This is a genomic window from Janthinobacterium woesei (assembly GCF_051380875.1).
Classification (GTDB): domain Bacteria; phylum Pseudomonadota; class Gammaproteobacteria; order Burkholderiales; family Burkholderiaceae_D; genus Janthinobacterium.
Genome location: NZ_JBNYXW010000011.1, coordinates 53,286 through 78,193, shown reverse-complemented (window position 1 = coordinate 78,193; position 24,908 = coordinate 53,286). Strand labels below are relative to the sequence as shown.

Genomic DNA, 24,908 nt, shown 5'->3' with positions numbered 1-24,908 from the left:
GATATGACCCATCCTCTTCTGCGTGTTCACAATCTGCGCGCCGGTTACGGCCGGGCCGAAGTCTTGCATGGCATCGACCTGCATGCCGACACCGGCCACGTGATTACCGTCCTCGGTCCTAACGGGGCCGGAAAATCCACGCTGCTCAATACTTTGATGGGTATTTTGCCGGGACAAGGCGGTATTGAGTTCAAAGGTGAATCGATTGCCGAGCTGACCCTGGAAGAACGCGTCATGCTGGGCATTGCGCTGGTACCCGAGCGGCGCGAACTGTTCGGCAGCATGCCGGTGGAAGACAATCTGATACTGGGCGGGTTCCGGCAAATGCGCTTGGGGAATGCGACCTGGCGCGACCGGATTGCCGATGTCTACGACCTGTTTCCCCGCCTTAAGGAAAGGCGGCTGCAACTGGCCGGTACCTTGTCCGGCGGCGAGCGCCAGATGCTGGCAGTGGGCCGCGCCATGATGTCACGCCCGAGCCTGCTGATGCTGGATGAACCGAGCCTTGGCCTGGCGCCGCTGGTTGTGCGCGAGATTTTCAACATCATTACCGAATTGCGTCAGACGGGCGTCACGATTTTGCTGATCGAGCAGAATGCGCGCGCCGCACTGGCCGTGGCCGATCATGGCTACGTATTGGAAATGGGGGCGATCAGCCTGACGGGTCCCGCCGCCGATCTGGCGCAAGATCCGAGGGTCATTGAATCGTATCTGGGCGCGGCGCGAAAGGCAGCAACATGAATGATTACCAACCTTCCACCGATGACATGCTGTTCCTGCTGTCCCGGGTCTTGAAGACCGAGGACCATTTACGGGCGCTGCCTGCCTACAGCGAGGTCGACGCGGAACTGATGCGGCAGGTGGTCGAAGAGGCCGGAAAATTTGTCGCGGCCGTGGTCGCGCCGCTCAACCGAAGCGGCGATGAAATCGGTGCCCGGTTCAGCGCGGGCGAGGTCACCATGCCGCCCGGGTTTCGCGACGCCTATCAATCTTTCTGGCAGTCTGGCTGGCCAGCGCTGGCAGCTGCACCGGAAGACGGCGGACAAGGTTTGCCGGCGGTCCTGGAAGCGATGCTGTACGAAATGCTGAGCGCGGCAAACCATGGCTGGACGATGGCGCCGGGTCTGCTGCATGGCGCCTACGAGTGCATCAAGCACCACGCCGCCGATGCGCTGAAGGAACGTTATCTCGAGAAGCTAGCCACCGGCGAATGGCTGGCCACGATGTGCCTGACCGAGCCCCAGGCAGGCAGCGATCTGGGCTTGGCGCGCACCAAGGCATTGCCGCAGGCCGATGGCAGCTATCAGCTCGACGGCACCAAGATTTTCATCTCGGGCGGCGAGCACGACATGACCGACAATATCGTGCATCTGGTGTTGGCGCGCCTGCCCGACGCGCCACCCGGACCGAAAGGTTTGTCGCTGTTTCTCGCTCCCAAATTCATGCCGGATGGCGCCAGGAATGCCGTGCATTGCGAGCGCATCGAAGAAAAGATGGGATTGCACGGCAGCCCGACCTGCGTGATCCGCTTCGATCAGGCGACCGCTTGGATCATCGGCGAGCCCGGCCGCGGCTTGAACGCGATGTTTGTGATGATGAATGCGGCGCGCCTGCATGTGGCGCTGCAGGGCATCGGTCTGCTCGACGCTGCCTGGCAGAAGGCCGATGCCTATTCGCGTGAGCGGCGCCAGATGCGCGCGCCGGGGCGCGCCAAATCGGTCGCGGAAGCCGATCTGATCAGCGAGCACCCGGCCATGCGCCGCATTCTCGATACGCAGCGCGCCTGGATCGACGCCGGCCGGGTACTGGCCTATCGTACGGCCCTGGAACTGGATCTGGCCAAATACCACCCGGAGGCCGCGCGACGCGATGCCGCGCAGCGCTGGTGCAGCCTGGTCACGCCGGTGCTCAAGGCGGCGTTCACGCAACAGGCGTTTTATGGCGGGAGCGAGTGCCTGCAGGTGTTTGGTGGCCATGGTTATGTGCGTGAGTGGGGCATCGAGCAAAACGTGCGCGATGCACGGGTTGCCATGATCTATGAAGGCACCAACGAAATCCAGGCGATTGATTTCCTGGTGCGCAAAGTACTACCCGATGGCGGCCAGGCATTGGCACTCTGGCTCGACGCGCTACGCGCAGACCTCGATGCGGCCCGGCCAAATGAGGCGCGGGTATTGGACCGGCTGGCGGCACTCGAAGTGCACACCGGCCAACTGTTGCGCGCTGCCGCGCACGACAATACCCTGGCGCATTGGGTCGCCGATGATTACTTGCGCGCTGTGGCATTGGTATTGCTCGATTGGGCATGGGCGCAAATCGGCCGTGCGGCCGCGCCCGCGATGCCGCGCTGGTCCGTGCCGGCGCAGGCGCTTGAACGCTGGGTGATGCCGGAACTGACGATGCGGTTTGCTATAATTGCAGCCGCCGTGGAGCAGGTGCCCCTGGTTGAAAACGCATCTTGAACCAGTCTACCCATGCCAACCGAAAATCCAAAACCCACCCCCAGTGTCGATGAGGTCGACACGCGTTACCTTGAAACCCTGGTCGGCTACAATGCCCGCCGCGCGGCATTGGCGGTGATCGGAGTTTTCATGGAACGCATGGCCGAGTATGACCTGCGGGTAGTTGATTTTTCAGTGGCATCGCTGATCCTGCATAATCCCGGCATCACGTCGCGCCAGTTATGCAGCGCGCTGGGGATGCTCCCGCCGAACTTGGTCAGCTTGGTCAATACGCTTGAAAAGCGTCGCCTAATCACCCGGCGCCCGCACCCGAATGATGGCCGGGCTTCCGGTTTGCATCCAACGCCTGAGGGTGCCGCGTTGATGCGCGCCGCCGAGAGCGCGGCATCGGAACTTGAATTTGTCGCGTCTTCGCGCCTGACTGTGGCGGAACGTAAGACATTGCTCCGGCTTTTGAAAAAAATATACCTCTAAGCGGAGGACTCCACTAAACTTCGGCTGAACCGACGCCAAAACCTACATGCGCCCCGCACTTCGTTAAGGCGGCCTGATCGGTGGTCATCGCCACGACCTTCCCGCATTCCAGATACCCCCTATCGCATTCAGCAAAATCTATCCCGGTGCAACCCAAGAATACGCATGCCGCTTTTTTGCTGATGTTCATGTCTATTTCTGCTCCCTCGGGGCCCATCCTCAACCGCATGTGCGGTGGCGAACACATATCGCCCAAGGCGAATTCCATACTCCAGTTCATTTCTTACGACCTCAAGGCTAATGTCAAAGTGCTGGGCGAGCACTTCGGCACCTTTGGTCGGAGACTTCGTACTTGGCAATCGTTCGTGAGCGCACATCGCTGATTAATGCGACCAAGGCAGCCTGCAATCTTGCAGCATCTTCATTATCAGTCGCATATTTCATTAATAGAATATTAATCTGCTCTGCGCACTGCTTCAGTCGTATCTGATCCATGTTTTTTTATGAAAAGCCATTGGCCACGGTCACACATTGGTTGCCGAACAATCGTCCGCTCTTGGTTGCACCGGCTCGGCAACATGCTCGGCCAGGCTGAAATCGCAAGCCCGCACTTGCCAGCGATACGATAACGGCGACTCCATAAGCCGCGCCGCATTTGTCCATTTGGGTTACACAGCGGTTACATGAGTTTTCAACGAGTGCCGAAAACGACAAAGGGCTACAAGCCGAAGCGTGTAACCCTTTGATTTTACTGCGAATACTTGGTGCCGTTGGCCGGAATCGAACTGGCGACCTTCACATTACGAATGTGCTGCTCTACCAACTGAGCTACAACGGCGAAGACCCACATTCTACAAACAATGCACAAAATTTGCTAGTGTCAACGCGATCTTTTTTCATTTTTTTCAGCGGCCCTGGTCAGGGCCGCTGAAAAACGTTGAAAAGTGCCGTCTTTACTCCGCGTGATAAGCCGTGACGCGGGCCACTTCGTCTTTCGAGCCGAGGAAGACGGGCACGCGCTGGTGCAGCTTGTGCGGGACGATGTCCATGATGCGCTGCTGGCCGTCGGTGGCGGCGCCACCGGCTTGCTCGACGATGAACGCCATCGGGTTCGCTTCATACATCAAACGCAGCTTGCCGGGCATCGATGTATCGCGCAGGTCAGCAGGGTACATGAAGACGCCGCCGCGGCTCAGGATGCGGTGCACGTCGGCCACCATCGAAGCGATCCAGCGCATGTTGAAATTGGTGCCACGCGGGCCTGTGTCGCCGGCCAGCAGTTCGTCGACATAGCGCTTGACGGGCGGATGCCAGTGGCGCGCATTCGACATATTGATGGCAAATTCGCGGGTAGTGGCGGGAATCTGCATATTGCTTTGCGTGAGTACCCAAGAACCCATCTCGCGGTCCAGGGTGAAGCAATTGACGCCATTGCCAAAGGTCAGCACCAGCATGGTTTGCGGGCCATACACGGCGTAGCCGGCCGCCACTTGCTTGACGCCCGCCTGCATGAAGTCCTGCTCGGTTGGTTCGCCCATGCCTTCCGGCGCCTTCAGCACGGAGAAGATGGTGCCGATCGAGACGTTGACGTCGATGTTCGACGAGCCATCCAATGGGTCGAACAACAGCATGTATTCGCCTTTTGGATAGCGGTTTGGGATCGGGTGGATCGATTCCATCTCTTCCGACGCCATCGCTGCCAGATGGCCGCCCCATTCATTCGCTTCGAGCAGGATCTCGTTGGAGATGATGTCGAGCTTTTTCTGCACTTCGCCTTGCACGTTTTCCGTGTCAGCCGTCCCCAGCACTTCGCCCAGGGCGCCCTTGCTGACGGCGTGGCTAATGGTCTTGCAGGCACGCGCGACGACTTCAATCAGCAGGCGCAGCTCGGCCGGAATGCTGTTGTTCGAGCGCTGCTCTTCAACCAGGTATTGCGTAAGACTGATGCGTTTCATGAATGCTCTCTGTTTTAGTAATAATTGTTTAATTGGCCAACGCTTTGGAAATGACTTCCATCACATCGTTCGACAGGCCGGCCTGGCCGGCCACTTTTCCCAGTGCTGCACGCATATGGCTTTGCAGCGCAGGCACATAACGGCGCCAGCGGTCCATGGAGCGCGCCAGGCGGGCGGCCACTTGCGGGTTCAGGGCGTCGAGCGCGATGACTTGCTCGGCCCAGAACGCGTAGCCGCTGCCGTCTGCCGCATGGAACTGCGATGGATTGCCATTGGTGAAGTTGAAGATCAGGCTGCGTGCGCGGTTCGGATTTTTTAAGGTAAAAGCCGGATGCATCATCAGTTGGCGCACCGCCTGCACGGCGCATGTGGGCGCGGCGGCCTGCATGGCGAACCACTTGTCAACCACCAACGCTTCATTTTCAAAATCGGCATAAAAGCTGGCCAGCGCCGCCTGCGCATGCGGCTGCGAACCGGAATGGATCAGGGCCGCCAGCGCGCTAGCACGGTCCGTCATGTTGCCGGCGCTGTCGAACTGCTGCTGCGCCAGGGCCAGCTCTTGCGCGCCCGGGGCAATCAGCAGGTAGGACAGGGCCAGGTTTTTCAGCGCGCGCTTGCCGGCCGACAGGGCATCGGGGCTGTAGTCTCCCGGCGTCTGGTTGGCGTGGTATTGCGCCAGCAATTCAGGCTTCAGGGCAGCCGCGATGGTGCGGCGCATGAACTGGCGCGCCGCATGGATCGCTTGCGGATCGACTTGCGCCATGCGTTCGGCGATGATGGTTTCCGATGGCAGGATCAGAGCCAGTTCGCGGAAGGCCGCATCCAGCGTAGCATCGGCCAGCAAGGCACGCTGCGCTGCGATGAAGGTGTCGTCCAGTGCCAGCGTCTCGCCAGCGGCGACGGCGCCGGTCAGCCTGAGCAAGCGCTCCATGGCCAGGCGCTGGCCGGCTTCCCAGCGGTTCACGGGGTCGCTGTCATGCCGGAACAAATGCAGCAGTTCGGCATCGCTGTAGCCGTACTCCAGCACCACGGGGGCGGAAAAATCGCGCAGCAGCGACGGCACGGGCACCTCAAGCACATTCGTGAAGCGGAAGGTCTGCGATGCTTCGGTCAATTCCAGCACGACGCTGGTGGCGCCGTTCGACGCCACGCCATCGACATGCAGCGGCAAGTCGCGGCCGTCAGCGCCCAGCAAACCCACGCTGAAGGGAATGTGGAACGGCAGTTTTTCCGGCTGGCCTGGCGTGGCGGGACAGCTTTGCGCCAGGGTCAGCTCGAACGTCCGGCTGGCGGCATCGTAACGCGTGGAGGCCTTGACGATGGGCGTGCCGGCCTGGCTGTACCAGCGCTCGAACTGGCTAAAGTCGCGGCCGTTCGCGTCCGCCATGGCGGCGCGGAAGTCGTCGCACTGCACGGCCTGGCCATCATGGCGTTCAAAGTAGAGGTCCATGCCCTTGCGAAAGCCATCACGGCCCACCAGGGTCTGAACCATGCGCACTACTTCGGCGCCCTTTTCGTAGATGGTGACCGTATAAAAATTATTGATCTCGACAAAGGAATCAGGACGCACCGGGTGCGCCATCGGCCCCGCGTCTTCGGGGAATTGCGCCTGGCGCAAGGTGCGCACCTGGTCGATGCGCGTGACGGCCCGGCCCGTGTCCGTGCCGATCATGTCGGCCGAGAATTCCTGGTCACGGAAGACCGTCAAGCCTTCTTTCAGCGATAGTTGGAACCAGTCACGGCAGGTGACGCGGTTGCCGGTCCAGTTATGGAAGTATTCGTGGCCCACTACCGCTTCGATACCCGCGTAATCGACGTCGGTTGCCACGCGTGGATTGGCCAGCACATACTTGGTATTGAAGATGTTCAGGCCCTTGTTTTCCATGGCGCCCATGTTGAAGTCACCCACGGCCACGATCATGAAGCGGTCCAGGTCCAGTTCCAGTCCGAAGCGCTCCTCGTCCCAGCGGATGGAGTTTTTCAACGACTGCATGGCGTAATCGGTTTTATCCAGGTTGCCTTCTTCCACCCACACTTGCAGCAGCACTTCGCGGCCCGACTGCAAGGTGTAGCGTTCTTCCTGGCACACCAGGCGTGCCGCCACCAAGGCGAACAGGTAGGATGGCTTCTTGAACGGGTCTTCCCACTTGGCGTAATGACGGCCATCACCGAGGTCGCCCTCTTCGATCAGGTTGCCATTCGACAGCAGCACCGGATACTTGTCCTTGTCGGCGCGCAGCATGACCGTGTACTTGGCCATCACGTCCGGGCGGTCCGGGAAGAAGGTGATGCGGCGGAAGCCCTCGGCCTCACATTGCGTGAAAAAATTATGGTTCGACACGTACAGGCCGGACAACGAAGTATTGTCCTGTGGCGCCAGCAGCGTTTCGATATCCAGTTGCACCTCGTCGGGCGCCTTCGGAATGGTCAGCATGCTGGCCGTCAGCTTGTACTGCGACGGCTTTAATACCTTGCCATTCAGGCGTACTTGCACCAGTTCAATATGTTCGCCGTGCAACTCGATGCTGCGGCTGGTGCTTTGCGGGTTGTGGCGCATGCGGATCCGGCTCGCCACCACTGTGCGGGCGGGATCGAGATCGAAACCAAGTTCGACGCTGTCGACCAGGAAGCTGGGCGGCGTGTAATCTTTGCGGTAAATCGTCTGAGGGCTGTCTGTGCGCATAGGGATGTGGGTGGGAGCGGAGGCAAAAGCCTATTTTACCAACACCAGCCCCGGATAGTAGCGATTCACCGGCCAATGACGCCGATTCAGATCAGGAATGTTGCATTCCCTTACTCGCCGACATCCCAGGTAACAATCTGTAATAATAAATGGAAACTATTAGAACTATTCTTATAATACCAGACGATGAATTGCGTCTAATCCAAGGAGATCATGCAATGAAACGATATCTCACCATGATGATGGCCGCATTGACCGTGTTGCTCACCGGATGCGCCACTACCATTCGCAGCGATGTGACGGCCTTCCATGAATGGCCCGCACAATTGCAGGACAAATCGTATGCCTTCGAAGCGCCAGTGGCTGAAAGCGACACGCTGGAATACCGCAACTACCAGAATCTGGTACGCAAGGAACTGGCCAAGCACGGCTTCGGCGAAGCATCCGGCCCTGCGGCAGCCAATTTACGCGTGGCGATGGATTTTTCGACGGTCGACTATCCTGAGCGCGTGATCCAGGCCAGCGACCCATTCTGGTATGGCCCCGGCTACTGGCCTGGCCGCTACGGCTACCGCTACGGCGCGTGGCCAGGCTATGGCCGCTTTGGCTATAACCCCTACTGGTATGGCCCGATGGACGTGGAAGAAAGCGTGCGTCACAAATACGAACGCGAACTGCGCGTGACAATCAACGACCGCAGCGGCAAGAAATTGTATGACGTGACCGTGCAATCGACCAGCAACAAGCGCGCCACGTCGCAAGTGATGCCTGCCATGGTGGCCAGCGCCTTTGCCGACTTCCCTGGCCAAAGCGGCGTGCCACGCAAGGTTGAAGTCAAGGTGGAGTAATCAGGCGTCGCGTAGGTGCTCATAGTCAAAAAACCGGCTTGTGCAGCAATGCGCAAGCCGGTTTTTTTACTCAGGAATAATATGCTTCCGCTGAAAGCGTAATGACGCCGATCAATGAAACGGCCAACAGCAGCACGATCAGCAGCCGGCCAAATTTCGGCGAGCCATCGTTCCCGCTGTCGCCGCTCATGGCACGATAATGGTCGAGCCAGTGGTCTTGCGCCCTTCCAGGTCGGCGTGCGCCTGGGCGATATTGGCCAGGCTGTAGCGCTGGTTGATCTCGATCTTCACTTCGCCGCTGCTGACGACGCCAAACAGCGAGGTAGCCATCTCTTCCAGGTTCGTGCGGTTGGAGGCATAGCTGAACAGGGCCGGACGCGTGATGAACAGCGAGCCGCGCGACGCCAGTTCGGAAAGGGTAAATGCCGGCACGGGGCCGGATGCGTTGCCGAAGCTGACCATCATGCCCAGCGGCGCCAGGCAGTCCAACGACCCCGTAAAGGTATCCTTGCCGATCGAATCGTACACCACCGAGACGCCCTTGCCGCCCGTGATTTCCCTGACGCGCTCGACGAAGTTTTCCGTGTTGTAGTTGATGACATGGGCCGCGCCATGGGCCTTGGCCAGGGCCACTTTTTCATCGGAACCGGCCGTGCCGATCAAATTCACGCCCAGCACCTTGGCCCATTGGCAAGCGATGAGGCCAACGCCGCCTGCGGCTGCATGGAACAGCACCGTGTCGCCCGCCTTCAAGGCCACCGTGCGGTGGAACAGGTACTGCACCGTCAAGCCTTGCAGCATCATGGCGGCCGCCGTATCGAAGCCGATACGCTCGGGCAGCACCAGCAGCAAGGCCGCTGGAAGATTACGCTGCTGCGCATACGCGCCGTTGATGCGCGCCGCATACGCCACCCTGTCGCCCACCTTGACTTCTGTCACGCCCTCGCCCACCGCCTCGACGATGCCCGCCCCCTCGACGCCGAGGCCCGCCGGCAACGGCTGCGGATACAAGCCCGTGCGGAAATACACGTCGATAAAATTAAGGCCGATGGCCTCATGTTTCACCCGCGCCTCGCCAGGCCCCGGCGGCGGCAGTTCCACATCCACATATTCCATCACTTCCGGCCCGCCGACGCGCTGTACGCGAATGGCCTTGGTGCTCATCTTTTCCATACTCGTTGCGCTCACAATATGCTCCTTGGGAAGAATGGGGGGAAACGTCAGGCGGCCGTTGTGGCCAGCGCTTGCAGCCGCGACAGCACCAGGTGCGCCGATGACAGGTTCGTCGCGCACGCCACGTTGTGCACGTCGCACGCGCGCACCAGGGCGTTGATGTCCGGCTCGTGCGGCTGTGGCGTCATCGGGTCGCGCAGGAAGATCACGCAATCGATCAAGCCTTCCACCAGCAGGGCGCCGATCTGCAAGTCGCCGCCAAACGGGCCGGAATGCTTGCGCTCGACCGTCAAGCCCAGCTCATTGATCAGGCGGCCGCCCGTGGTGCCCGTGGCCGACAATTCGCAGCCCTTGAGAAAATCCAGGTACTCGCCCGCCAGGGTAATCATGTCATCTTTTTTCTTATCGTGGGCAATCAGGGCGATGCGTGTTTTCATGGTGGGGTCATTTCAGTGGGTGGGAGGAATTATTTCTTTTTCGACAGCAAGTAAATACCGGCCAATACCAGGCTGGTGCCGGCCAACTGCCAATTGGTGATCGGTTCATCGAGAATCATGGCGCCCAAAAACAGGGTCGATACGGGGCCGATCATGCCGGCCTGCGAGGCGACGGGCGCACCGATGCGTTCGACGGCGATCATCGTCATGAAGACGGGCATCACCGTGCAAAAAATGCCATTTAACAAAGACAAACCATACACGGGCATGGGCTGGATCAGCAGTTCGACGGGGCGCAGGATGAAGAACTGGGCAATGCAGGCAAAGCTGGCCACGCACATGGCGTAGCTGACCAGGCGCATCGAGCCGATACGTTTGACCAGTTCGCCCGAACCGAGTAGATACACGGCATACGCGCACGCAGAACCCAGCACCAGGGTGGAACCGAGCGCCACATTGCTGGCGCCGGCTTGCAAATCGTGCACGAAGACCAGCACGATGCCGCAATACGAAGTCAACAGAGCCAACCACTGCACGCGGCTGATGCTCTGCTTGAAGTACACGGTGGTAATCAAGAGCACGAACGTGGGCGTGAGGAACAGGATCAGCCGTTCCAACCCCACGGAAATGTATTGCAGCCCCAGGAAGTCCAGATAGCTGGACAGGTAATAGCCGACCAGCCCCAGGCCGACCAGTCGCCAACGGTCGCTATTCGACAGCGGCGGCTCCGTGCGCATCTGCCACCAGGCGATGACAGCAAACACGGGGAGCGAAAAGATCATCCTGAAGGCGATCAGGGTGACAGCATCGATCTGGTAGCGGTACAGCAGCTTGGCAACGATGGCCTTGGTGGAAAACAGCACCGCCCCGCCCACGGCGATGGTCAGGCCACCGAGGTAGACGGAACGGGGAATCGAAGTGGGGGATGCTTGCGGGGAACTGGAGCTCATCCCAGGATTGTAATGGCAAAAGCGAAAGGAAGCTGAGTGCTGCGGGGCAATGCGCCTCAGTGAGGCGCATTGCTCCCCTTAAGAAACCACCACCGCCGCAGCTCCCGCCGTCACCGTCGCCGTCGTCACCCGTGCGATGACCGTTGCCGGCGCACTGCCACCGACCAGCTTGTTGACTTGCTTGAATTGCGCCACCAGCTTGCCCGGCGTCAACGTCACCACCGTGTAGCCCTGCGCATCCGTGTTCAGATGCTTGATCCACGGGTTGTTGCCCAGGCCGGACAGTTGCTGCGCCAGGCCCAGCAGGGACGTATTGAAGTCAGTGCTCGCTTTCAAGCCAGCCTGCACGGCTACTACCGTAGCGTCGAGCTGCACTTCCGGCACGCCCTTGGCGGCCAGCGCGCCGCGCAGCTGCACGCGCAGCTGTTCGAGCAGGCTGTCCACGGTGGGCGCGGCCTTACCCATGGTGTAGTCAAGCAAGTTGACGTCGATGTTCACCGTGCCCAGGCCCGTGACGGGAATGGCCAGCGGATAGCTGACGAGCGTGCCGATATCGCCCATCGTGCCGGCCGCTGCCTTCAGATAACTGAAGAAGGAGTCCGAACTCACGCCCGCCGACACCAGATCCACCATGACGGGCGTGCCGCCCCCTGCCGCGTCAAAATCGTCGCTGACCGTGCCGGCGAAGAAGGAATGGATATCGCCCGTGATGGCCACCACGTTGCCGATGGCATTCGTTTTCAGGTGCGCCATCAAGTGCTTGCGCTCGCTGTTGTAGCCATCCCACTGGTCGCAATTGAGCAAAAAGCGCGTGAAGAACGGCGCCAGCGCCGCCTGCTGCCCCGAAGCTGCGACAAAGCTGGACGCCGCCTTGTTGGCCAGCACGTCGGGCTTGATCCAGCCAAAGGCGATCACTTGCGCCGCTGCCGCCGGCGTGGCGCTGTTGTAGGCCGCCACCGTGAGACCGGCCTGGGCCGCGCTCAAACCGGCGCCCACGGCTGCCGCTCCCTGCGCGCTGGCATTGGCCGCCGCCCCTGCGATAGCCATGGCCGCCGTTTGCGCAACGCTCTGCGAAGCGCCAGCCGTCGAGGCGGCCACGATGGCGGACGCCAGCGGCACGCTGCCGCCCACCAAAGGCAGGGTGCTGGCGATGGCCTTGCCCACGGTCGACATGGCACTGAGAGCCACCAGGGTGGCAATCGCGTCCGTGCCATTCAAGCCCATGCGCAGCAGGGACACTTCATTGCCCCACAGCTTCCAGGTGGAAGTTGCCGCCTTCATCTTGCTCTTCCACCAGTCGCGCTGGGTGCTGCCCAGCATGCCAACTGCCGCCAGCGGGTCAGCGCCCGCCTTGGTGGCGGCAGCCATCTTTTGCCCTTCCACGCTGTCGAACAGCTGCTGCGGCACCAGGTAGCGGCTGCCGATGCTGCCCAGCGGCTTGCCGGTGGCCGGGTTGATGGTCGATTCGGCAATCGCATGGTCGGCGCGGTATAGGCGCTCATCCGTCATCACCAGTTGCATTAACTTGCCGAACTGGAAATCGCGGTAGATCTGGATATTCTGGAAGGTCGTCGCGGCGGCGTCGAACGTGACGTCGGCCGGCATGTATTCGAACCAGGCCTGGTTGGCGCTGCGGCGGCGCGATGGCTGGTGCAAATCGCCGCCATCAGCTGCGACGATGCCTTCATAGGTGGAAGCGTCTTGCCAGGCGTCATCCGTGAATTCGTGGTCATCCCAGATAGCGATGAAGGCGAAGCGCTCGTGCACGGCTTGCAAGCGCGTATCGGTGCGGTATTTCTTGTACAGGTAGCGGTAGTCGGCCACCGTGGAGGCGTATTTGGCGCCCGCAGTGCCGCTTTTAAACGTGCCATCCGGCAGTTTCAGCTGGTCGTGGCGGCTTTCCACGGCGCCGCTCTGGAACGCTTCACCCACCGTTTCATAGATGTAATCGCCGAGGTGGACGATGAAGTCGAGCGCCTCGTTGGCCGCGATGTGCGCCAGCGCGCCCCAGTGGTTGATGCTCCAGTCCTGGCACGTCAGGTAGGCAAATTGCAGCTGAGACACGTCGGCCGTGGCGGCAGGCGCCGTCTTGAAGCGGCCCACGTTCGAGCGCACGTCGCCGGCGATGAACTGATAGAAATACACTTGCCCCGGCTGCAAGCCCGTCACCTTGTGGCGCAAGGTATTGTCGAAATCGGCTTTCAATGGCAACTTCGCATCGACGATGGGCGTGCCGGCCAAAGCCGTGTTGCTGCCCAGGGCGCCCGTATTGTCAAGCGCGCTGACGATCAGGCGCACGGCGACCTCTTCCTTGCCGGCCACGGCGGGCGCGACGGCGTCAAAACTGGCAGGCACGACGCGCGTCCACAGCATGACGCTGTCCGGACGCGGGTCGCCGGCAGCGACGCTTTGCGGGAATTTCCAGTCGCCGCCGGTAGCCAGCGGCACACCATGATCGCTGTAATCGGTGCTGCCGCAGGCGGTGAGCCCTGCCGTGGCAACCGAGACGGTAATAAAACCACCGAATTTCAGAAATTGCCGCCTGTCCATTTGATTTGCCATGATGTCGCGCCCTCAACTATGGTGAAAGCGCGTCACTTTAGCAACAGATTGTGTCAGCTTGATGACGCGGCCATGCTGCTTTGCAGGGGGCCGATATGCTAAAATGTCGGCCACAATTGAACACCCGTCTAAGGAAGATTCGACATGGCAGGACATAGCAAATGGGCCAACATCAAGCATAAAAAGGCTGCCACGGATGCCAAGCGCGGCAAAATCTGGACTCGCCTGATCAAGGAAATCACGGTTGCGGCCCGCCTGGGCGGCGCCGATATCGCGGCCAATCCACGCCTGCGCCTGGCGGTCGACAAGGCGGCCGACGCGAACATGCCCAAAGACAACGTCCAGCGCGCGATCAACCGCGGCAGCGGCGGTGTCGACGGTGCCAACTACGAAGAAGTGCGCTACGAGGGCTACGGCGTGGGCGGCGCGGCCGTCGTCGTCGAATGCATGACCGACAACAAGGTACGCACCGTGGCCGAGGTGCGCAACGCCTTCAACAAGAACGGCGGCAACATGGGCAACGAAGGCTCGGTCGCCTTCATGTTCCAGCATTGCGGCCAATTGCTGTTCGCACCGGGCACCGATGAAGACAAACTGATGGAAGCGGCCCTGGAAGCTGGCGCCGACGACGTCATCGCCGACGAAGAAGGCGGCTTCGAAGTGCTGACCCCCGTGCATGATTTCGCCACCGTCAAGGAAGCGCTGGAAGCGGCCGGATTCAAGGCCGAAGTGGCCGAAGTCATCATGAAACCGGCGACGGAAACTGTTTATACGGGCGACGACGCCATCAAGATGCAAAAGCTGATCGATGCGCTGGAACTGCTGGACGATGTCCAGGAAGTTTTCACGAACGCCTTAATAGAGAATTAATCACTCTGCACACAAGGGCAGCACGCCTGCCCTGCAACCCACACTGAACGAACGGTCCCTATGAAAATTCTGGTAGTCGGCTCTGGCGGCCGCGAACACGCCCTGGCCTGGAAACTGGCCCAGTCCGAACGCATACAGATGGTGTATGTCGCGCCGGGCAATGGCGGCACCGCGCGCGATGCGCGCCTGGTCAATCTCGACATCAGCGACCCGCAATTGCTGGCCGACTTCGTTCAGCAGGAACACATCAGCCTGACCGTGGTCGGTCCGGAAGTGCCGCTGGCAGCGGGCATCGTCAACCTGTTCCGCTCGCGCGGCCTGAAAATCTTTGGCCCGACCAAAGAGGCGGCGCAACTGGAATCGTCGAAAGACTTCGCCAAGGCCTTCATGCAGCGCCACGGCATCCCGACGGCTGCCTACCAGACGTTTTCCGACCTCGCCCCGGCGCATGCGTACATCGACGCCATGGGCGCGCCCATCGTCATCAAGGCCGATGGCCTGGCCGCCGGCAAGGGCGTCGTCGTTGCCATGACTCTGGAAGAAGCCCATCAGGCAGTCGACATGATGCTGGCCGATAACCAGTTCGGCGACGCCGGCGCGCGTATCGTCATCGAGCAATTCCTGGCCGGCGAAGAAGCGAGCTTCATCGTCATGTGCGACGGCAAGAACATCCTGCCGCTGGCCACCAGCCAGGATCATAAACGCCTGAAAGACCACGACCAGGGCCCGAACACGGGCGGCATGGGCGCCTATTCGCCAGCGCCGATCGTCACGCCGGCCATGCATGCACGCGTCATGCGCGAAATCATCGTGCCGACCATTCAAGGCATGGCCAAGGATGGCATCACGTTTACGGGCTTTTTGTACGCCGGCCTGATGATCGACGACAAGGGCACGCCGAAGACGCTGGAATTCAACTGCCGCATGGGCGACCCGGAAACGCAGCCGATCATGGCGCGCCTGAAGACGGACCTGGTGAGCGTGATGGAACACGCCGTCAATGGCACCCTGGACGCGGTGGAACTGGAATGGGACCGCCGCACGGCCGTCGGCGTGGTGATGGCAGCCGCAGGCTACCCGGACGATCCCGTCAAGGGCACGGCTATCGGCGACATCCCGGCCGAAACGCCGGACGCCATCACCTTCCATGCGGGTACCCGCATCGAGGGCGAGCGCCTGGTCACCAACGGTGGCCGCGTGCTATGCGTGGTGGGTCTGGGCGACAGCATCAAGATGGCGCAGAAGCAAGCGTATGAAACGGTGGAAAAAATCCATTTCGACGGTGCGCAGTACCGCCGCGATATCGGCTGGCGCGGCCTGAAACATTAAGACAGCAAGGGGTGTGCTGCCAGGCACGCCCCTCTTGCTTATCCTCGTTTCGCCACAGCCCAAGCCCCGCCCTATCACAAAAACCCGCAACAGGGTACAATCCATCCTCACTTTTTTATTTTGGCCTCGTCGGCCCACGCGATGTCGTCAATTCCCTCTCCTTCAGCCGTCAAGGCCTATTTGCTCGATTTGCAAAGCCGTATCGTGCAGGCGCTCGAAGCGCAGGACGGCATGCCGTTCCTGACCGATACCTGGCAGCGCCCCGAGGGCGGCGGTGGCATTTCGCGCCTGATCGAGGAAGGCAATGTGTTCGAGCGGGGCGGCGTGAATTTTTCGCACGTCACCGGCGCAGCACTGCCGCCATCGGCAGCGGCCGCGCGCCCTGAACTGGGTGGCAAGGCGTGGGAAGCGATGGGCGTGTCGCTGGTGCTGCATCCGCGCAACCCGTATGCACCCACGGTGCACATGAATGTACGCTTCTTTAGCACCGTGAATGCTGCAGGCGAACCCGTATGGTGGTTCGGCGGCGGCATGGATCTGACGCCGTATTATGGCGACGCGGGCGATGTCAGGCACTTTCACCAGGTGTGCCATGATGCGCTGGCGCCATTTGGCGAGGAACTGCATCCGAAATTCAAGCAGTGGTGCGACGATTATTTCTACCTGAAGCACCGGCGCGAAGCACGCGGCGCAGGCGGCATCTTCTTCGACGATTTCAATGCCCTGGGCTTTGACGACAGCTTTGCGATGATGCGCAGCGCCGGCAACGCCTTTGTCGATGCCTACGTGCCGATCCTGGCGCGGCGCAAGGACACGCCATACGGCGAACGCGAACGCGATTTCCAGTGCTACCGGCGCGGACGCTATGTCGAGTTCAACCTGGTGTTCGACCGCGGCACCCTGTTCGGCCTGCAGTCGGGTGGCCGCACGGAAGCGATCCTGATGTCGATGCCGCCCGTGGTCAAGTGGCGTTACGACTGGCACCCGGAAGCGGGCAGTCCCGAAGCGGCGTTGTATACTGACTTCCTTGTGCATAGAGACTGGCTGCAGGCGTGACGGAAAGTAGCACTACAAGTAGCACGGCGGGCAGTATGGCATGCGTCGCGCTGCTGGGAGGCAGCTACGATCCGGTGCATATCGGCCATGTCGCGCTGGGAACGCATTTTTCCAGCCTGCTGCACGCCGATGAACTGCGCGTGATACCGGCCGGCACACCCTGGCAAAAAGGCCATCTTGGCGCCAGCGGCCTGCAGCGCGCCGAGATGGCCAGCCTGGCATTTGCCGGTCTGCCCGTGCCCGTTGTGATCGACCGCCAGGAAATCGAGCGCAGCGAACATGGCCAGGCCAGCTACACCATTGATACCTTGCGCCAGATACGCGGCGAACTGGGTCCGCGTGCTTCCATCGTTTTCCTGATGGGCGCCGACCAGTTGCAGCGGCTCGCGACCTGGCGTGAATGGCAGCAATTATTTGAATACGCGCATATCTGCGTCGCGGCCCGCCCCGGCTTCGCGCTGAATGACACAGCAGTACCGCAAGTGGTCGCCGACGAGTTTTCGCGCCGCCTGGGGTCGCTGGAAAGCATCCGCAACACGCCGCACGGTCTGACTTATCTGGCACAGGACTTCGCGGTGGATATCTCCGCCACCGAAATACGTGCGGCATTACAACGGGGGAATCGGGCGAACTCGCTTGTGTCCCCGCTAGTGCTAGACTATATTGAACAACATAATTTATACAAAAGCTAAATGGACATCAAAAAACTGCAAACCCTCGTCATTGACGCCCTTGAAGACGTCAAAGGCCAAGACATCGCCGTCTTCGAAACGAGTCACCTGACCAGCCTGTTCGACCGCATCGCGATCGTCTCGGGTACCTCGAACCGTCAAACCAAGGCGCTGGCCGCCTCGGTGCGCGACAAAGTCAAGGAAGCCGGCGGCGACATCATCGGCATGGAAGGCGAGGACACCGGTGAATGGGTGCTGGTCGATCTGGGCGACATGATCGTCCACATCATGCAAGCACCTATCCGCGCCTACTACCGCCTGGAAGAAATCTGGGGCGACACGCCAATCAAGCTGGGCGCCGCCAAGCGCGCGCCAAAGAAAGCCGGCGACGACGAACCGAAGAAGGTCAGCGGCCATCTGGCAGCAAGCAAGGCCAAGGTCGAAGCCTCGCCCGTGATCGAGAAAAAGACGCCGGCCAAGAAAGCCACCACGACCGCCGCCAAGAAAGCCCCGGCGAAAAAAGCCGCCTCGAAAGCCGTCGGCAAGACCGTGAAAATCGCGCCGACCAAGACCGAAGCGGCCGCCGTCAAGGCCTTGAAAGCCCTGCCGGAAAAAAGAGTGCGCACCCCACGCGCGGCCAAACCGGCAGCCGATGCAGCACCGGCGAAAACCGTGATCAAGCGTATCAAAAAAGTCGAAGAGTAAGCCTCGATGCAGCTCATCATCGCTGCAGTCGGCCATAAAATGCCGGCCTGGATAGAGACGGGCTTCGCGGAATACGCGAAGCGCATGCCGCCGGAATTGCGCATCGTGCTGAAAGAAATCAAGCCGGTGGAACGTTCCGGCAGCAAAACCGCCGCCACGGCGATGGCGCTGGAACGCGAACGCATCGAAGCCGTCCTGCCCAAGGGCGTGCGTATCATCGCCCTCGACGAACGCGGCAAGGACCTGACCAGTGTCGGCCTGTCGCAGCAGTTGATGGCGTGGCAGCAAGATGGCCGCGACACGGCCTTCCTGATCGGCGGTGCCGATGGCCTCGACCCGCAACTCAAGGCGCGTGCCGAAGGCATGCTGCGCATCTCCAGCATGACCCTGCCGCACGGCGTGGTGCGCGTGATCCTTGCCGAGCAGCTGTACCGCGCCTGGTCGATCACGCAAAACCATCCTTATCACCGCGTCTGACCTCTCCATGAAACCGGCTGATAACAAGATCTATCTCGCCTCCAAAAGCCCGCGCCGGCGCGAACTGCTGCGCCAGATCGGCATCGATTTCGAATTACTGCTGCTGCGCAGCGACGGCCCGCGCGGCGCCGACGTTACCGAGGAAGTCCTCGCTGGCGAGTCTGCGCTCGACTATGTGGCGCGCGTGGCGAATGAAAAAGCCGCCTTTGCCTGGGACTTGGTGCGCCGGCGCCATCTGACCCCGCGCCCCGTGCTGGCGGCCGACACCACCGTCACCATCGACGGCGTCATCCTCGGCAAGCCGGCGGACCGCTTTGAGGCCGTGGCCATGCTGCAGCTGCTGTCGGGCCGCACGCACCAGGTACTGACCTCGATCGCCGTGCATTGCAAGGATTTCGCCGAACAGCGCACGCAGATTTCGCAGGTGCGTTTCGGCGTGCTCTCGCCAGCCTCGATCGCCGCCTATTGCGCCACGCCGGAACCCTACGACAAGGCCGGCGGCTACGGCATCCAGGGCAGCGCCGCGCTGTTCGTCGAGCATATCGAAGGCAGCCATTCCGGCATCATGGGCCTGCCCCTGTACGAAACTGCACAGTTGCTAAGGCTAGCAGGTTTGCCCTTGCCCTGATCCCGGGTATGATGTCATTCGTTGCCTCCACTCCCGCGCCTACATGAACGAAGACATCCTGATCAATATCACGCCGCAAGAAACGCGCGTCGCCCTCATCTTGCAGGGCGCCGTGCAGGAATTGCACATCGAGCGCACGCTCACGCGCGGCCTGGCCGGCAATGTGTACTCCGGCAAAGTGGTGCGGGTATTGCCGGGCATGCAGTCCGCTTTCATCGACATCGGCCTGGAACGCGCCGCCTTTTTGCACGTGGCCGACATCTGGGAAGCGCGCGGCCATGATGGCCAGAACGCCACGCCGGCGCCAATCGAAAAAATCCTGTTCGACGGCCAGGTGCTGACGGTGCAGGTGATCAAGGACCCGATCGGCACGAAAGGCGCGCGCTTGTCGACGCAGGTCTCGATCGCCGGGCGCATGCTGGTCTACCTGCCGCAGGATAAACACATCGGCATCTCGCAGAAAATCGAAAAGGAGGCGGAACGCGAACAACTGCGCGTACGCCTGCAAAGCCTGCTGCCATCCGATGAAAAAGGCGGCTACATCGTACGCACCATGGCCGAAGACGCGTCCGACGCGGACTTGAAGGCGGACGTCGACTATCTGAGAAAAACCTGGGGCACCATCGTGCACGGCGCGCGCACGCGCCCCGCCACCAGCCTGCTGCACCAGGACTTGAACCTGGCGCAGCGCGTGCTGCGCGACTTCGTCGGCGATGAAACGGCCACCATCCAGGTCGATTCGCGCGAAAACTATGTAAAATTGCGCGAATTCGCGGAAATCTATACACCCAGCGAACTGACACGCTTGCAGCACTACACGGGCGAACGCCCGCTGTTCGACCTGTATGGCGTGGAAGAAGAGATCCTGCGCGCGCTGGGCCGCCGCGTCGACCTGAAATCGGGCGGTTACCTGATCGTCGACCAGACGGAGGCGATGACCACCATCGACGTCAACACGGGCGGTTTCGTGGGCGGACGCAACTTCGCCGACACCATCTTCAAGACCAACCTGGAAGCGGCGCACGCCATCGCGCGCCAGTTGCGCCTGCGCAACCTGGGCGGTATCATCATCCTCGACTTCATCGACATGGACAATGCCGAGCACCGCAACGCCGTGCTGGCCGAGCTGAAACGCACCTTGTCGCGCGACCGCACCAAGGTCTCGGTGAGTAACTTCTCGCCACTGGGCCTGGTGGAATTGACACGCAAGCGCACGCGCGAGTCCCTGGCGCACATCCTGTGCGAACCATGCCCCGCCTGCGCCGGCAAGGGCCAGGTCAAGACCTCGCGCACGATCTGCTATGAAATCCTGCGCGAACTGCTGCGGGAAGCAAAGCAATTTAACCCGCGCGAATTCCGCATCCTCGCTTCGCAGGAGGTGGTGGACCTGTTTTTAGAGGAAGAATCGCAGCACCTGGCCATGCTGGGCGACTTCATCGGCAAGAAAATCTCGCTGCAGGTAGAAAATGCCTACCACCAGGAACAATACGACGTCATTTTGATGTAAAGAAAATTCAATTAATAATCAATATGTTATACCCCATCAAGATAAAAATTGTGCCCTGACTACACAACTAGCTACACAAAAAGTATTTATTACACTAGGCAGAACTAAAGGGCTTTAATGTCACTTGACTCCCTAAGAGCGCCGAGTAAAATCATCTCTTAGACTTATCTTGTAGGTAGTCCAGTGGAACCAATGAAAGGTATTCGTTGTCGACGAGGCTCATTGCTCGTCGCCTATCGTCAGAGACCCTTTTTTGCGCTGCAAGCTCTTTTGTTTTTTTCGTGAATGGCTCCGGCACGAAATCCTCCGGATACAAAATCTTTGCCGCCTCTTTCTGAGAGGCACCCATGCATTCGATAGCATCGTAGGTTCTTAGCCAAGTAAACAGCTTTGCCTTTCGGATACTCGGTGACTTGGCACGCACAACCCGCTCATCACTCGAAGATAACGTCGAAATGTAGCGGTTGCGCTCCTCCATTAACGTTCGCCGCGCATCCCAAAGATATGCATCAATGGCAGCTGGCCCAGAGGTCACAGTCGCATCCAAGTCAAAAATAAGTGCTACCTGCCCCAATTGATAAGTCTGAATTGGGTTTGCCTTGCCTCTTCTATGCACCACTGGAGGCTCGCATAGAGCCTCTGCAAGCCAAACAAGTTCCGGCTTTCCTGGCACATATTCATCGCAATATGACACCAAGTCGCGCAAACCAAACTTGCTCGCTACCTGTTCGCGCTCACGACCTGAACCGGACGCAAGCGCACGAGTCCCCTCCTCCTGAAATTTTGGATTCCGTCGCAAGAACTCCCAAGCGTACCCCCTATATGACAGCGTTTTAGGATTAAATTTATAGCTCTCGCTATTTTTCCAATCTGGACGCAGATAATTCATGCTTCCCCCTTAGTAAGTTGCTTACACGTAGGGTAACTCAGAGTATCAAATTTACGCAAGTAGGTACAACCTCTTATCGGAATTTCGACAAATTTCCGCAGCTGGATACCCCCTACATTTCCGCCTCAGAAACTCATTGAAAGACGAAAATTCTTCTATCGGCATCTATCTAATGCTTAATAGGAGATCGAAATGCGACTGAAACCCCAAGACACCAAACACCACAACAAACATCAAAAAAATGCTAAGCCTCTCTCGCCGGCATCGGCAACAAAGGGGTGCCCGACAGCATATACCAACCAGCCGCTTGCGCCGGCTTACCTGACCTTAATTCAAAGTGCGCATGAGACTAAAGACCTCCGCGTTCTACGTCTACCAGACAGCGCAAAGAAGATGGGACGAGCAAACTCAACGTTTTGGCAAGACGTCAAAAACGGCATAGCTCCGCCCCCAATCCGCTTGGGTAAACGATCTGTTGGCTGGCTGGCTGTAGAACTGGACGCCATCCTGGAGGCACGCGCCTTAGCTAGCCGGACAAACAAACCAATTGCAATCGAACTGTTTGTTTCGCAGTTAGTACGACCACGTCAGCAATCCAACGAATCCGCAACATGATGAGGTAATTCAAATGAATAATCTGGTGCGACATCGCCGTCGAGGCGCTATTCAACTGGGGGCGTTTCTGGATACACCCCTTTCTACCGAGAGGGAGCTACTTGGCCCAATGATTCTTGAAAAATCTATTGGTCTAATCGCTGGCCCAAGAGGTGGCGGAAAATCTTGGTGCGCAATGATATTCGCGTATGCGATCGCAGCTGGCAAGCCTGTGAACCCATGGGGCGTCGGGAGTTGCGCGCCTGTGGCGTACCTAGATGGGGAGATGCGTGCGACAGGCATTAAAGAACGCTTTGGTCTGCTGCACGCAAAAAATACTAACGAACAATCTCAGATACTCGCGAAGGAAAACATTCACATCATAAGCAGAGACTACGTTGGAGACCCTATCGGTTCCATCGATACGCTGGAAGGACAGCAACAGATCGACGAATTAATCCCTGATAACGTAAGGTTAATCATCATAGATAATCTTTCTGCATGGACGAGCGGCGGTCGCGAAGACAGCGGCTCTTGGGCTGTCATAAAAAACTGGCTCATCAAGAAGCGATTATTTGGGATCGCGGTACTTCTAATCCACCACACCGGTAAAAATGGCCAGCAGCGTGGATCAAGTGTGCACGAAGATTTATTGGACTATTCGATTTTGCTCAGTCCACTGCAAAGTGACGCGAAGCGTCAGGACACACGGTTTGGTATCGAGCACACGAAGCTACGAGACCACCTCCCTGAACTGCGGCAGAAATATGAGTGCTCTATTTGGACCGAAGATGAATCTCTAGACTTCGAGGTAACGCCGGCCGGCTTTAATCCATCACAGCATGAAATCGCTATGCTTAGGATGCACGAAGACGGCCTCTCCATGGACGAAATCGGACTCGAACTCGGGATATCGAAATCAACGGTCAGCCGAACGCTCAAAAAGCTGCGCGAACGAACATTAGTAGTCGATTCTTAAGAGAGATGTCGTTGCATCGTTGCACGCGCTATACGCCTGCAACACTGCAACAGTTCGGTAAGGGGGATACATCCCTACTTAAATATTGAGGTCGGGCGCCAGTGCAGTGACACCGTAATACCGTACAACACGACAACAAATGCACAAGTTAGGCCTACGGTTTGCAATGTGAAGGACAACCACCATCATCAGCTAATCGACGTGATAGACACATGATGCGCATTGCCCACTGTGACCTTGGGTAACCGCTATCACTGCTTATATCGATTGTCGGCCTAGGCACCACGATGCAGCCATGGGCACATTGATACCCAGGCAACCATGGCAGCTTTCACGAATCATGGTACCAACCAATACTAAAGGAATTGAAATGAACACAGCCGACAAGAATCTGCAACACCTGATGGACTGCATTATGATCGACACGATGGGACTGCGCGTTCCCAACGTACCCAACGCCAAGCTGTCGAGGGCGTTTTCACAGATTAGTGATGGCGACGATATTGCTGCCAATACGGGGTGGGCAAAGGGTAGCCTGAAGTCTGAATCAAGCAAAAAAGGCCAGTCGCTCCGGGTAAGTACAGTCAAATCCAAGAGCCAACTGCTGGTCGAGGGCAGCAACGCGATCCACTATCAGGGCCATAATATCGTGTCGTCGGGTGATGCTGTCATGACCGCCTACTCGATGCTTGATGCCGTTCGGCAGACTTACCCACTGCAACTCAAGGATAAGATGCGCCCGTGGGAGTTTATGAAGGGTGATGGCATTGAGGTTACGCGAATCGACATTCCGTTCATGTTGAAAACTCCCGCTGGCGTATCTGTCGGCGCCGTCGTCAACGCCCTCGCATTGGCGGGCATACGTTCTGGGCTTGTCACCACGCTGTTTCCACGCGAGACCGTGTACTTCGATCAGCACTCCCAGCTCCAATCGTTGAAAGCCTACGATAAGGCCGCTGAAATGACACAGGCCAAGCATAAATTTGAGTTCCCGCCCAGCGAGAACGCCGCATCCCTACAACTGTTGACTAAGGACGCTGTTCGGCTTGAGGCAGTTTATCGGCTCAAGAGCTTGACCCGCCGCTTTGAAGGCAAAGTTCCGCTGCCTTCAATGTTGTCGCCCAAGGTGCTTGCTCGAATGCTCATGGAGCTGCTGGAAAAGTATAACCTGCGAGGCACTCTTCGTAGCTGCCTTGGAAGGGCGGAATTACAGAAGATCCGCCCTGTATACCGGACCACGGTGGCGCTGTGGCAGCGGGGTGAAGAGATGACGTCATTCTTCGGCAACGATGAAGGTTTGCTTAAGAGCCATCGCCGCATCATCAAAGCGGAATATGGCATCGATATCCTGCTACCGCATCCGGGCGCAGTCGACGTGACGATGGAGCTTGGCGATGTTCTTCGCGCCGAGAATTTTTTGCCCGTACCGGCTGAAATCCGCGCAGACCAGTCGCTGTTCTACGCGCGTGACATGCAGACAGAATGGCGAAACTACTGCCGCCAGCAAGGCATCACCAGTGTCTCGTCTGTCTACCTCGATCCCTACAAACTGGATGATGATCTACCGACCGCAAACGCAGAAAAATTGGATTCATAAGCGTAGAGCTATGGCTAGCCGCCACACCTCGCCCCGGCGATCAGCGTGACGCCATGCGCACC

General features: G+C 59.2%; 23 protein-coding genes and 1 tRNA gene. 15 read left to right on the top strand and 9 right to left on the bottom strand.

The annotated features are described in order from the left end of the window. Positions 1–3 precede the first annotated feature (3 nt). The 3 genes from ACQ4W6_RS14370 to ACQ4W6_RS14360 are packed head-to-tail and all read left to right on the top strand — an operon-like array spanning position 4 to position 2,936. Positions 4–741: an ABC transporter ATP-binding protein gene (locus ACQ4W6_RS14370; RefSeq protein WP_436567855.1), complete on the top strand. Its 738-nt coding sequence runs from the start codon at positions 4–6 to the stop codon at positions 739–741. Next, positions 738–2,462 (top strand): acyl-CoA dehydrogenase family protein, encoded by a 1,725-nt coding sequence (locus ACQ4W6_RS14365; RefSeq protein ID WP_436567854.1) that lies wholly within the window; start codon positions 738–740, stop codon positions 2,460–2,462. Before ACQ4W6_RS14370 ends, ACQ4W6_RS14365 begins: the two co-directional genes overlap by 4 nt. A gap of 12 nt (positions 2,463–2,474) precedes the next feature. Then, entirely contained in the window at positions 2,475–2,936 is a 462-nt protein-coding gene (locus tag ACQ4W6_RS14360; protein ID WP_436567853.1) for a MarR family winged helix-turn-helix transcriptional regulator, read from the top strand. 13 nt (positions 2,937–2,949) lie between these two features. Here ACQ4W6_RS14360 and ACQ4W6_RS14355 read toward each other — a convergent pair whose 3' ends face one another. From ACQ4W6_RS14355 to pepN, 4 genes are all read right to left on the bottom strand, one after another. Then, positions 2,950–3,126: a hypothetical protein gene (locus tag ACQ4W6_RS14355; protein ID WP_436567852.1), complete on the bottom strand. Its 177-nt coding sequence runs from the start codon at positions 3,124–3,126 to the stop codon at positions 2,950–2,952. A gap of 572 nt (positions 3,127–3,698) precedes the next feature. Continuing rightward, a tRNA-Thr gene (locus ACQ4W6_RS14350) sits at positions 3,699–3,774 on the bottom strand. Between the two features lie 115 nt (positions 3,775–3,889). Further along, positions 3,890–4,891, bottom strand: coding sequence for a class 1 fructose-bisphosphatase (locus ACQ4W6_RS14345; protein ID WP_436567851.1), 1,002 nt, complete (start codon positions 4,889–4,891; stop codon positions 3,890–3,892). Between the two features lie 28 nt (positions 4,892–4,919). Further along, on the bottom strand, positions 4,920–7,574 hold the full coding sequence (gene pepN, locus ACQ4W6_RS14340) for an aminopeptidase N (protein WP_436567850.1): 2,655 nt from the start codon (positions 7,572–7,574) through the stop codon (positions 4,920–4,922). Positions 7,575–7,792: 218 nt separating this feature from the next. Here pepN and ACQ4W6_RS14335 point away from each other — a divergent pair, with 218 nt between their 5' ends. Further along, positions 7,793–8,422, top strand: a complete 630-nt coding sequence (locus ACQ4W6_RS14335; RefSeq protein WP_436567849.1) for a DUF4136 domain-containing protein — start codon at positions 7,793–7,795, stop codon at positions 8,420–8,422. A gap of 186 nt (positions 8,423–8,608) precedes the next feature. Here ACQ4W6_RS14335 and ACQ4W6_RS14330 read toward each other — a convergent pair whose 3' ends face one another. From ACQ4W6_RS14330 to ACQ4W6_RS14315, 4 genes are all read right to left on the bottom strand, one after another. Then, positions 8,609–9,586 (bottom strand): quinone oxidoreductase family protein, encoded by a 978-nt coding sequence (locus tag ACQ4W6_RS14330; protein ID WP_436567990.1) that lies wholly within the window; start codon positions 9,584–9,586, stop codon positions 8,609–8,611. Positions 9,587–9,642: 56 nt separating this feature from the next. Continuing rightward, the gene (locus ACQ4W6_RS14325) at positions 9,643–10,032 is read right to left on the bottom strand and encodes a methylglyoxal synthase (RefSeq protein ID WP_436567848.1); all 390 of its coding nucleotides are present in this window, start codon (positions 10,030–10,032) and stop codon (positions 9,643–9,645) included. 29 nt (positions 10,033–10,061) lie between these two features. Then, the gene (locus tag ACQ4W6_RS14320; protein ID WP_436567847.1) at positions 10,062–10,982 is read right to left on the bottom strand and encodes a DMT family transporter; all 921 of its coding nucleotides are present in this window, start codon (positions 10,980–10,982) and stop codon (positions 10,062–10,064) included. Positions 10,983–11,060: 78 nt separating this feature from the next. Then, entirely contained in the window at positions 11,061–13,544 is a 2,484-nt protein-coding gene (locus tag ACQ4W6_RS14315) for an alkaline phosphatase D family protein (protein ID WP_436567846.1), read from the bottom strand. Positions 13,545–13,688: 144 nt separating this feature from the next. Here ACQ4W6_RS14315 and ACQ4W6_RS14310 point away from each other — a divergent pair, with 144 nt between their 5' ends. The 8 genes from ACQ4W6_RS14310 to rng all read left to right on the top strand — a co-directional run bounded on the left by ACQ4W6_RS14310 (position 13,689) and on the right by rng (position 20,787). Next, a complete protein-coding gene (locus tag ACQ4W6_RS14310; RefSeq protein WP_436567845.1) occupies positions 13,689–14,414 on the top strand; it encodes a YebC/PmpR family DNA-binding transcriptional regulator in 726 nt (241 codons plus the stop codon). 60 nt (positions 14,415–14,474) lie between these two features. Next, positions 14,475–15,743: a phosphoribosylamine--glycine ligase gene (gene purD, locus ACQ4W6_RS14305; RefSeq protein WP_436567844.1), complete on the top strand. Its 1,269-nt coding sequence runs from the start codon at positions 14,475–14,477 to the stop codon at positions 15,741–15,743. Between the two features lie 141 nt (positions 15,744–15,884). Next, positions 15,885–16,799, top strand: a complete 915-nt coding sequence (gene hemF, locus ACQ4W6_RS14300; protein ID WP_436567843.1) for an oxygen-dependent coproporphyrinogen oxidase — start codon at positions 15,885–15,887, stop codon at positions 16,797–16,799. After that, on the top strand, positions 16,796–17,491 hold the full coding sequence (locus ACQ4W6_RS14295; protein WP_436567842.1) for a nicotinate-nucleotide adenylyltransferase: 696 nt from the start codon (positions 16,796–16,798) through the stop codon (positions 17,489–17,491). The genes hemF and ACQ4W6_RS14295 overlap by 4 nt, the downstream gene beginning before the upstream one ends. Then, positions 17,492–18,175, top strand: coding sequence for a ribosome silencing factor (rsfS, locus tag ACQ4W6_RS14290; protein WP_436567841.1), 684 nt, complete (start codon positions 17,492–17,494; stop codon positions 18,173–18,175). Positions 18,176–18,181: 6 nt separating this feature from the next. Further along, complete coding sequence (rlmH, locus tag ACQ4W6_RS14285) at positions 18,182–18,652, top strand: 23S rRNA (pseudouridine(1915)-N(3))-methyltransferase RlmH (RefSeq protein ID WP_034747108.1); 471 nt, start codon at positions 18,182–18,184, stop codon at positions 18,650–18,652. Positions 18,653–18,659: 7 nt separating this feature from the next. Further along, complete coding sequence (locus tag ACQ4W6_RS14280) at positions 18,660–19,280, top strand: Maf family protein (protein ID WP_436567840.1); 621 nt, start codon at positions 18,660–18,662, stop codon at positions 19,278–19,280. Positions 19,281–19,323: 43 nt separating this feature from the next. Next, positions 19,324–20,787 (top strand): ribonuclease G, encoded by a 1,464-nt coding sequence (rng, locus tag ACQ4W6_RS14275; protein WP_436567839.1) that lies wholly within the window; start codon positions 19,324–19,326, stop codon positions 20,785–20,787. 151 nt (positions 20,788–20,938) lie between these two features. Here the strand turns inward: rng and ACQ4W6_RS14270 are convergent, their stop codons facing one another. Then, complete coding sequence (locus tag ACQ4W6_RS14270; RefSeq protein WP_436567838.1) at positions 20,939–21,676, bottom strand: transcriptional regulator domain-containing protein; 738 nt, start codon at positions 21,674–21,676, stop codon at positions 20,939–20,941. 192 nt (positions 21,677–21,868) lie between these two features. On the opposite strand from ACQ4W6_RS14270, the gene ACQ4W6_RS14265 reads away from it, so the two are divergent. The 3 genes from ACQ4W6_RS14265 (at position 21,869) to ACQ4W6_RS14255 (ending at position 24,846) form a co-directional block, all read left to right on the top strand. Next, a complete protein-coding gene (locus ACQ4W6_RS14265; RefSeq protein ID WP_436567837.1) occupies positions 21,869–22,291 on the top strand; it encodes a helix-turn-helix transcriptional regulator in 423 nt (140 codons plus the stop codon). A gap of 13 nt (positions 22,292–22,304) precedes the next feature. After that, a complete protein-coding gene (locus tag ACQ4W6_RS14260) occupies positions 22,305–23,249 on the top strand; it encodes an AAA family ATPase (RefSeq protein ID WP_436567836.1) in 945 nt (314 codons plus the stop codon). Positions 23,250–23,619: 370 nt separating this feature from the next. Further along, positions 23,620–24,846: a phage/plasmid replication protein, II/X family gene (locus ACQ4W6_RS14255; protein ID WP_436567835.1), complete on the top strand. Its 1,227-nt coding sequence runs from the start codon at positions 23,620–23,622 to the stop codon at positions 24,844–24,846. Positions 24,847–24,908 lie beyond the last annotated feature (62 nt).

Coding starts and splice junctions, on each gene's coding strand:
- hemF (WP_436567843.1), top strand. CDS start 15,885: ATGTCGTCAATTCCCTCTCCTTCAGCCGTCAAGGCCTATTTGCTCGAT.
- ACQ4W6_RS14365 (WP_436567854.1), top strand. CDS start 738: ATGAATGATTACCAACCTTCCACCGATGACATGCTGTTCCTGCTGTCC.
- ACQ4W6_RS14325 (WP_436567848.1), bottom strand. CDS start 10,032: ATGAAAACACGCATCGCCCTGATTGCCCACGATAAGAAAAAAGATGAC.
- ACQ4W6_RS14310 (WP_436567845.1), top strand. CDS start 13,689: ATGGCAGGACATAGCAAATGGGCCAACATCAAGCATAAAAAGGCTGCC.
- ACQ4W6_RS14255 (WP_436567835.1), top strand. CDS start 23,620: ATGAACACAGCCGACAAGAATCTGCAACACCTGATGGACTGCATTATG.
- ACQ4W6_RS14335 (WP_436567849.1), top strand. CDS start 7,793: ATGAAACGATATCTCACCATGATGATGGCCGCATTGACCGTGTTGCTC.
- rng (WP_436567839.1), top strand. CDS start 19,324: ATGAACGAAGACATCCTGATCAATATCACGCCGCAAGAAACGCGCGTC.
- ACQ4W6_RS14355 (WP_436567852.1), bottom strand. CDS start 3,126: ATGAACATCAGCAAAAAAGCGGCATGCGTATTCTTGGGTTGCACCGGG.
- ACQ4W6_RS14345 (WP_436567851.1), bottom strand. CDS start 4,891: ATGAAACGCATCAGTCTTACGCAATACCTGGTTGAAGAGCAGCGCTCG.
- ACQ4W6_RS14360 (WP_436567853.1), top strand. CDS start 2,475: ATGCCAACCGAAAATCCAAAACCCACCCCCAGTGTCGATGAGGTCGAC.
- pepN (WP_436567850.1), bottom strand. CDS start 7,574: ATGCGCACAGACAGCCCTCAGACGATTTACCGCAAAGATTACACGCCG.
- ACQ4W6_RS14265 (WP_436567837.1), top strand. CDS start 21,869: ATGCGACTGAAACCCCAAGACACCAAACACCACAACAAACATCAAAAA.
- rlmH (WP_034747108.1), top strand. CDS start 18,182: ATGCAGCTCATCATCGCTGCAGTCGGCCATAAAATGCCGGCCTGGATA.
- purD (WP_436567844.1), top strand. CDS start 14,475: ATGAAAATTCTGGTAGTCGGCTCTGGCGGCCGCGAACACGCCCTGGCC.
- rsfS (WP_436567841.1), top strand. CDS start 17,492: ATGGACATCAAAAAACTGCAAACCCTCGTCATTGACGCCCTTGAAGAC.
- ACQ4W6_RS14320 (WP_436567847.1), bottom strand. CDS start 10,982: ATGAGCTCCAGTTCCCCGCAAGCATCCCCCACTTCGATTCCCCGTTCC.
- ACQ4W6_RS14330 (WP_436567990.1), bottom strand. CDS start 9,586: ATGAGCACCAAGGCCATTCGCGTACAGCGCGTCGGCGGGCCGGAAGTG.
- ACQ4W6_RS14280 (WP_436567840.1), top strand. CDS start 18,660: ATGAAACCGGCTGATAACAAGATCTATCTCGCCTCCAAAAGCCCGCGC.
- ACQ4W6_RS14370 (WP_436567855.1), top strand. CDS start 4: ATGACCCATCCTCTTCTGCGTGTTCACAATCTGCGCGCCGGTTACGGC.
- ACQ4W6_RS14260 (WP_436567836.1), top strand. CDS start 22,305: ATGAATAATCTGGTGCGACATCGCCGTCGAGGCGCTATTCAACTGGGG.
- ACQ4W6_RS14315 (WP_436567846.1), bottom strand. CDS start 13,544: ATGGCAAATCAAATGGACAGGCGGCAATTTCTGAAATTCGGTGGTTTT.
- ACQ4W6_RS14270 (WP_436567838.1), bottom strand. CDS start 21,676: ATGAATTATCTGCGTCCAGATTGGAAAAATAGCGAGAGCTATAAATTT.